Annotated in this window: 4 protein-coding genes and 2 pseudogenes; 1 reads left to right on the top strand and 5 read right to left on the bottom strand. The window is 72.1% G+C overall.

What is annotated here, in order from left to right; all coding sequences use genetic code 11:
* Window positions 1-299: 299 nt before the first annotated feature.
* A complete protein-coding gene (locus tag ACWEBX_RS35910) occupies window positions 300-650 on the bottom strand; it encodes a VOC family protein (protein WP_451888945.1) in 351 nt (116 codons plus the stop codon).
* 36 nt (window positions 651-686) lie between these two features.
* A complete protein-coding gene (locus ACWEBX_RS35905; RefSeq protein ID WP_451888944.1) occupies window positions 687-1,166 on the bottom strand; it encodes a winged helix-turn-helix transcriptional regulator in 480 nt (159 codons plus the stop codon).
* A gap of 65 nt (window positions 1,167-1,231) precedes the next feature.
* Here ACWEBX_RS35905 and ACWEBX_RS35900 point away from each other — a divergent pair, with 65 nt between their 5' ends.
* On the top strand, window positions 1,232-2,755 hold the full coding sequence (locus ACWEBX_RS35900; RefSeq protein ID WP_451888943.1) for an MFS transporter: 1,524 nt from the start codon (window positions 1,232-1,234) through the stop codon (window positions 2,753-2,755).
* On the opposite strand, the pseudogene ACWEBX_RS35895 reads toward ACWEBX_RS35900, so the two are convergent.
* The 3 genes and pseudogenes from ACWEBX_RS35895 to ACWEBX_RS35885 all read right to left on the bottom strand — a co-directional run.
* Window positions 2,725-2,853: pseudogene (locus ACWEBX_RS35895) on the bottom strand (hypothetical protein); the annotation flags it as partial. The gene ACWEBX_RS35900 and the pseudogene ACWEBX_RS35895 sit on opposite strands and share 31 nt — an antisense overlap.
* On the bottom strand, window positions 2,850-6,563 hold the full coding sequence (locus ACWEBX_RS35890) for a S8 family serine peptidase (protein WP_451888942.1): 3,714 nt from the start codon (window positions 6,561-6,563) through the stop codon (window positions 2,850-2,852). The gene ACWEBX_RS35890 and the pseudogene ACWEBX_RS35895, both read right to left, overlap by 4 nt.
* Window positions 6,564-6,806: 243 nt before the next feature.
* A pseudogene (locus ACWEBX_RS35885) lies at window positions 6,807-7,136 on the bottom strand (transposase family protein); the annotation flags it as partial.

The following is a 7,136-nucleotide window of genomic DNA, read 5'->3' as shown; positions in this document are numbered from 1 at the left end:
CGTCGAGGTCCGAGCGGCCGGAGATGTCCTGGGCGGACGCCGTCCCGGTGGCGACCAGAAGGCGGTACACCTCGCTCTCGTCGGCCGTCAGGCCCACCGTCTCCAGCATGTCGCCACCTTTCTCACCGTCCGGGCCGCCTCCGCCCGGGTTTCCGCGGGGGGAACGCGGTCGTCCCGGCGGATGATTCCACCGGAACCCTGCGACCAGGTGTCACGACGGTTGTCGCCGGCGATCTGGTTCACCGTCACGGGACGGTGCCGTCAGCATCCGGTGGACCCCGGGCGGGGCCGCTCGAGTGTCACAGATTGTGGGCCACGGGGTGGCGAGGTTCGTACAGCGGCAGTTCGGCGCCACTGGGCAGACGCACCGCCGTCAGCCTGCCCCAGCGCTGTTCGCTGACCGGGCGGGTGATCTCGACGCCTCGCGCACGCAGTTCCTCGAGCTGGGCGTCGAGGTCGTCACACATCAGGCAGAACTCGTGCTGGGGGGCGCCCTCGGTGGGGTGTACGGCGATTTCTGCCGGGGGCAGCTTGAAGATCAGCCACCCGCCGCCCGCGTCGACACCGGGGAAGGCGAGGACGTCGCGGATGAAGGCGCGGTCGGCCTCCGCGTCCTGGCTGTAGAGGATGACGTGGGCGCCGTTGATCATGCCGGACCTTCGTTCGCTGAGGTGGGGCTGTTCGGTCTACGGGGTCGTCACCGGGCCCGACTGGTCCCAGCCGGGTACGAGGTCGTCACGGTGGACATCTTCCCCGTGGACCCGCTCGCCGCAGGTCTCGCACACCGTGTGGGTGACGAGTTCGTGATCCCGGTGCAGGATCCGGGCAGGCGGTGCGGTGACGGCCCAGCGGTCGCCCCAGCCGATCAGCTCGCGGGTGATGGCTCCCAGATCGCGCCCGGCCTCCGTCAGGTGGTAGCCGCTGTAGCGGGCGTCGTCCGGCAGCGGGCGCTGTTCGAGGACGCCGCTCTCCACCAGCGCCTTCAGGCGCGCGGCGAGCCGGTCCGTGGGAGCGCCGGTGTTCCTGGCGATCTGCCGGAAGCGGTGGTTGCCGAGCATGACCTCGCGGATCGCCGGCAGGGCCCAGCGGTCACCGATGATCTGGAGGGCCGCGGCGAGGGAGCACGGGCGCCCCGCCATGTCCCGGGGGTCGATGCGTGTGGTCATTGTCCCAGTGTCACCCGGCAAGGTTTGATTTCCAAATCACCCTGTGCTTGGGTCGCATCATGTCCATGCTGCTTCGATTCTCAAAGCACCCTCGGGCGGCCGCCGCCGTCGTCCTGGTGGCCGTCTTCATGACCAACCTGGATCTGCTGATCGTCAACGTCGCGCTGCCCGCCGTGGGAGAGGACTTCTCCGGAGGCGGTGGCGCGGCGGGCCTCGGATCGCTGTCCTGGATCCTCAACGCCTACGCGATCACCTTCGCCGCGCTGCTGGTGGTGGCCGGGCGTGCCGGTGACCGCATAGGGCAGCGGCCGGTCTTCCTCGCCGGGATCGCCGTCTTCACGCTCGCGTCGCTGGGCTGTGCCCTGGCCCCGAACCTGGGAACCCTCATCGTGGCCCGGGTGGTGCAGGCCGTAGGGGCGGCGGCCCAGATCCCGACCTCCCTGGCCCTGCTGCTGGCGGCGGTGCCGGCCGAGCGCCGCACCCAGGCCACCCGCGGCTGGGCCGGGGTCGGCGGACTCGCCGCGGCCGCCGGGCCCGTCGCCGGTGGCCTGCTGACCGAGGTGGACTGGCGGTGGGTCTTCGCCGTCAACCTGCCCATCGGCATCGCGGCGCTCGTCGTCGGCCGATCCGCGCTGCCCAAGCCGGCCGCGCGGGAGACCGGGCCGCTGCCCGACCTCCTCGGCGCCCTGCTGGTCATCGTCTCGATCGCTTCGCTGTCCGGGGCGCTGGTACAGGCACCCGACCAGGGCTGGACGAGCGGCGAGACCCTACTGCTGCTGGCCGTCGCCGTGATCGGCGGCGCCGCGTTCGCGCTCCGGTCCCTGCGGCACCCCCGTCCGCTGTTCGAGCTGGACCTGCTGCGGCTGCCGCGCTTCGGTGCGGCGAACGCGGGCAGCCTCCTGTTCGGCGTGGCCTTCTCGATCATGCTGCTGTCGAACGTGCTGTGGTGTCAGGAGGTCTGGCACTGGAGCGCGCTGCGCACCGGTCTCGCCCTGGCCCCCGGCCCCGCGCTCGTGCCCGTCGTCACCGTGCTGACCACCCGCGCCGCGCAGCGCTTCGGGCAGGGACCGCTGATCGCGGCGGGCGGCGTGCTGTTCGCCGGTGGCATGGTCTGGTTCGCGATCTTCGCGTCGGTCACACCGGACTACGTGAGTGAGCTGCTGCCCAGCCAGCTGCTGACCGGTGCCGGAGTGGGCCTGGCCCTGGGCACACTGGTGGCCGCCGGCGTGCACGCGGTACCGGGACACCGTGCGGCGACCGGGTCGGCGCTGGTCAACTCGGTGCGCCAGATCTCGGCCACGATCGGCGTCGCCGTCCTGGTCGCGGTCCTCGGCTCCCAAGTCGACGCCACCTCGCACCACGACTTCCGGGTCCTCTGGTACACAGCCGCGGCGCTGAGCCTGGTGACCTCGGCGGTCGGGGCGCAGCTCAGCCGAGGGCGGGGCCAGGACCCCGAGCGGACGGGACCTCCCGCGCCGAAGGAAGCCGGGACGACGGGGCAGACTCTGCCGCAGACCGTTCTCATGCCGCGGGGCCACAGTCGGTCCACGAACACTCGCTTGCCGTTCCGCGACGAGGTGTCCTCGTAGATCCTCCGACAACGGGGAACGCCGCGTGGGCGGGGCCGCCGGCTGCGGTCCCACCCACGCGGTGCTGTCCCGGGTGACCTCCCGGGGTGTGACGTCAGCGCAGGCCGAAGGCCCGGGTGATCGTCTGCGAGACGGTGTTGCCCGCGCTGTCCCGGGCGCCGACCCGCAGGGTGACGAAGCCGGCGGACCGCGGCGCGCGCAGGTTCGTCCGCCATCCGTCGTCGCAACGGTTCAGGTCGGTCCGCTGCCAGGTCGCACCGTCGTCGTACGACACCTCGACGGTCGGCTTCCCGATGGCGGCGGTGGTGCCCGGCAGGTGCGAGGCGGTCACCGTCAGGCCGGCGTGCCGGTCGGCACGGCCCGAGGTGTCGGTGTCGACGCCGTAGTCGAGCTGGATGAGCGGCAGGGACAGTGCCGCATCGCTGCCGGTGACCGCGGAGGTGAAGTCCCACTCGGTCAGCGTGTGCGTCGAGTACGGGCTGGCCCAGGTGCCGCGGTCGTTGTCGAGGACCAGCCGGTAGGGCAGGCGCCCGGCGCCGAGGCCGGGAACCTGCAGGTGCTCGGCGTTGCCCCAGTCGAGTTGCTGGTCGCCCTGGTAGAGCGACATCCAGTCCTTGACGTCGAAGTTCGCGTTGGCCTCGCCGACGTGGCCGGACCCCGAGTCGCCCCAGCCGGGCGCGGTGATGTACATCGTGTCGAGGTAGCGCACCGGCTGGTAGGTGACCGGGCCCATGCGGGGCCGCTGGATCGGGCCGAACCAGTCGACCTTGCCGGTCTTGCGCGCCGGGTAGTTCAGCGGGGCGATCGCGTGCTGCCCGGTCTCGCCCTGGATGAAGGCGTCGTCGAGCCACGTGGTGCCGGCGGTGACCCAGTCGGTGCGCTCGCCCTGGGCGGGCGCGGTGAGCTGGTTGCCGACGGCCCAGCCGCGCCAGACGTCCGGACGGAACTCCATCGCCTTGCCCTGCCGGTAGTTCCGGAAGGAGACGTTCACCCGGCCGAGGTCCTTGGACTCCTCACGCCACGTCGGGTCCGCCGGAACGGCGCCCGTCCAGTGGTGCACGACGTCGTAGACGTAGTCGGTCGTGGGGTGCGAGGTGACCTTCAGCGAGACCGCGCCGTGCCGAAGCCGGCCGATCAGGTCGGCGCCCTGGTCGGCGTTGAGCGTCGCCACCGTCACCGGGGCCGGGCTCGCCGGGCTCCAGGGGTTCTCGTCCCAGGGCTGCAGGCGGCCGACGCCGTCGTTGACGACCAGCAGCAGCCGGGCCCCGGCGGCCGCGGCGGCCTCCGCCTGGGCCTTGATCCCTTCCGTGCCGGCGCCGCGCACCACGACGGCCCTGCCGCGAACGTTCTGGCGCGCGAGCTCCTCGGCCGTGCCGTCACCGGCGAAGACCGCCGTCAGGTTCCGGCTGCCGGCGGGCAGCGGCGTGGCTCCGCGCTTGACCAGCGGGTCGTCGAAGGTCGTCGACTTCGTGCTCACCGTCAGCGCGGGCTGCTCGAGACGGAAGCGCGCGCCGGCCTCGAACTCGCCGTCGGTGACCTTCCTGCCGGTCGGGAGCGCCCACATGCTGTCGTACGACGGGTCCGGCAGCATCGACGTCTCCACCAGGCTGTCGGTGAAGGACCGGTGGGCGTCCAGGCGCGGCGCGACGGCGGTGGCCTGCTGCGGCACACGCGCCAGGATCCGGCGCGCCTTGCGGCCGTCCAGGGTGACGGTACGGTCCTGGTCCAGCTTCACGTCGTTGAAGGCGAGCAGCACCATGCCGCGCGAGTGCGGGCCTTCGGCGCCCTGCACGTCACCGGTGAGCCAGCCGCTGTAGGAGCCCACGGGCAGCCGCGCCGTGCCGGTGCCGGACGCGTCGAGGTCCATCACGGTGAAGAGGTGCTCGGCGGTCAGGACGACCCGGCCCTCCAGCGGCTTGCCCGAACGGTCCTTGGCGACCACGGTCAGGTTCTGCCGCTGGCCCTCGCGGGCCGCGCCGATCAGGGTCCGGGCGCGGACCGCTCCGCCGCCGTCCGTACCGGTGATCATGGCGCTGACCGACTGGTCGCCGCCCAGCTTGTCCAGCTCCGCCGTCAGGGTGACCGTGGCGGTGCCGTGGGCGGGCACGGTGACGTGGTCGGCGGAGAGGCTGAACAACCCTGCCGGGACGGTGCCGTCGACCGCCAGGTCGAGGTTGGCCGGTGCGTCGCCGACGTTGGTGTACGTCACCGTCTGGACGTCGGTCTGCCCCGGCTTCGGCGGCCACGTGTGGAAGCCGGAGTAGGCGCTCGTGGTGGCGAAGACCGTGGTGTGCACGGCCGCCGGCGCGTCGAGCCGGCCGGCGCCCGCCTGGTACGGGGTGTACGCCGGGGTTGCCTTGGCGCTGCTGACCAGCGCCTCCTTGAGCTGGGTGCCCGTCCAGTCGGGGTGCGCGGAGGCGAGGAGCGCGGCGGCACCGGCGACGTGCGGCGTCGCCATCGAGGTGCCGCTCATCGTGGTGTAGTAGCCGGAGCCGCGCCTGTAGTGCGAGCGCGCCGCGACGATGTCGACGCCGGGCGCGGTGATCTCCGGCTTCAGCCCGCCGTCGCCGTCACGCGGGCCCTGGCTGGAGAAGCCGGCGAGCGTGTCGGTGGAGTCGACGGCGCCAACCGTCAGCGCGGAGTCCGCGGCACCGGGGCTGCTGATGGAGTGCGGGCCGCCGTTGCCCGCCGCGATCACGAACAACGCGCCCGTGTCGTGGCTGAGTTCGTCGACGGCCTGGCTCATCGGGTCGCTCTTGTCACCGCCGCCGCCCAGACTCATGCTGATGATCCTGGCCTTCTGGTCGCGGGCGGCCCACTCCATGCCCGCGATGATCCAGGATTCCTGGCCGCTGCCCTCGGAGCTGAGCACCTTGCCGACGGCCAGCCGGGCGCCGGAGGCGACACCCCGCTCCTTGCCGTCGGAGGCACTGCCCGTGCCGACGATGGTCGAGGCGACGTGCGTGCCGTGGCCGTTGTAGTCGGCGATGTCGTCCTCGCCGGGGACGAAGCTGGCGCTGTCGGACACCTGCCCGGCCAGGTCCGGGTGTTCGGTGTCCGCGCCGGTGTCGAGCATCGCGACCTTCACGCCCTGGCCGGTGTCGCCCTCCGCCCAGACCTTCTGCGCGCCGATCTGGGCGGTGGAGTCGGCCAGGTCGGCCTTCACCTTGCCGTCGAGCCACACGTGGGCGACGCCGCCCGCGAAGGACGCCTTCGCGGACCGGGCCGCCGCGCCGGAACCCCCGGTGAGCGAGGACCAGAACTCCGGTGCCTGCTGGTGGTTCTGCGCGAGGGCCGCGCCCTGGATGCTGTCCAGGCGGCGGACGTCGGCCGAGCCGGCCATCTTCGTCCGGGTACGGGCCTTGGCGGCGGCTCCGGTGTAACGCACGATCAGCGGCAGCCGGGAGCTGTGCGCGTCGTCATAGCCCTCGGCGATCAGCCGCGTCACATTGAACAGCTGCTTGTCGAGCTTCCCCGCACTCACGTACGGCAGGGCGGCGTCGGGGTAGACATAGGTGGCGCCGTCCACGACAGCGCGGTGGAAGCCGGTGGTGGCTCCGCCCGCGGCCTGGAAGGAGCGCACGACGGTGCCGTCGGCGGCGGTCCCGATGGTGACCTTGTCACCCGTGATCAGGGTGACGGTGTGCGTGCCGGCACGGCCGGCGGTTCGGTGTCCGGCGTCGTTGTGCGACACCTCACCGGCGGAGTACGCGGACACAGCGGCAGTCGCCGGTATGACGCCGAGTGTGAGCGCGGCCGCCACGGCGAGGGCGATCGGCCCGGGCCGGGGGATGGGAACCTTGGGCAAGGAAGACTCCTGAGACGCGGCGAAGATCGAAAGATCACTGGATCCTCCGGCCTCCCCCGCCGTCGTTCAAGGGGTCGCACCTGTCGCTCTTGCGCCATGGCACAGTTACGCCGCGAGCAGACGGGGTCCTCGGCCACCGCGCGTCCAAGAGGGCGGACCGGCCCACGAATTCGGCGTGTCGAGGGACGGAGCAACAGGCCCGTGGGGCATCCCGGTCGGCGGCTGCGCTTCGCCGTCAGACATCTGCTTCTTCTTGCCGGAGACGAACGCTCGCCGCCCGCCGCGGCCGGCAGGCGGCCTGCGGACCTGGATCTCGGCAGGGTCCAGACGCAACTCGACGCCCTTGGCCTGGGCATAGGCGAAAACATCAGGCAGCGTCCGAAGACGCAGGCCAGGGCTGTCGGGGACCGCGCGCCCTCGCTCGGCCAGGAGCGTGCGTATTTCGCCGACCGCGCGGGTGATGGGGGAGCGGTCCACGTCGTACAGCAATCCGAGGACAGCGTGCGGCAGATGAAGGAGCGCCGCAGTCAACCGGTCGACGAACACCAACTGATGCCGGGCACCCACTCCAGC

The sequence above is a fragment of the Streptomyces sp. NPDC005070 genome (assembly GCF_053600395.1).
This window is presented reverse-complemented; position numbering and strand designations above follow the sequence as displayed.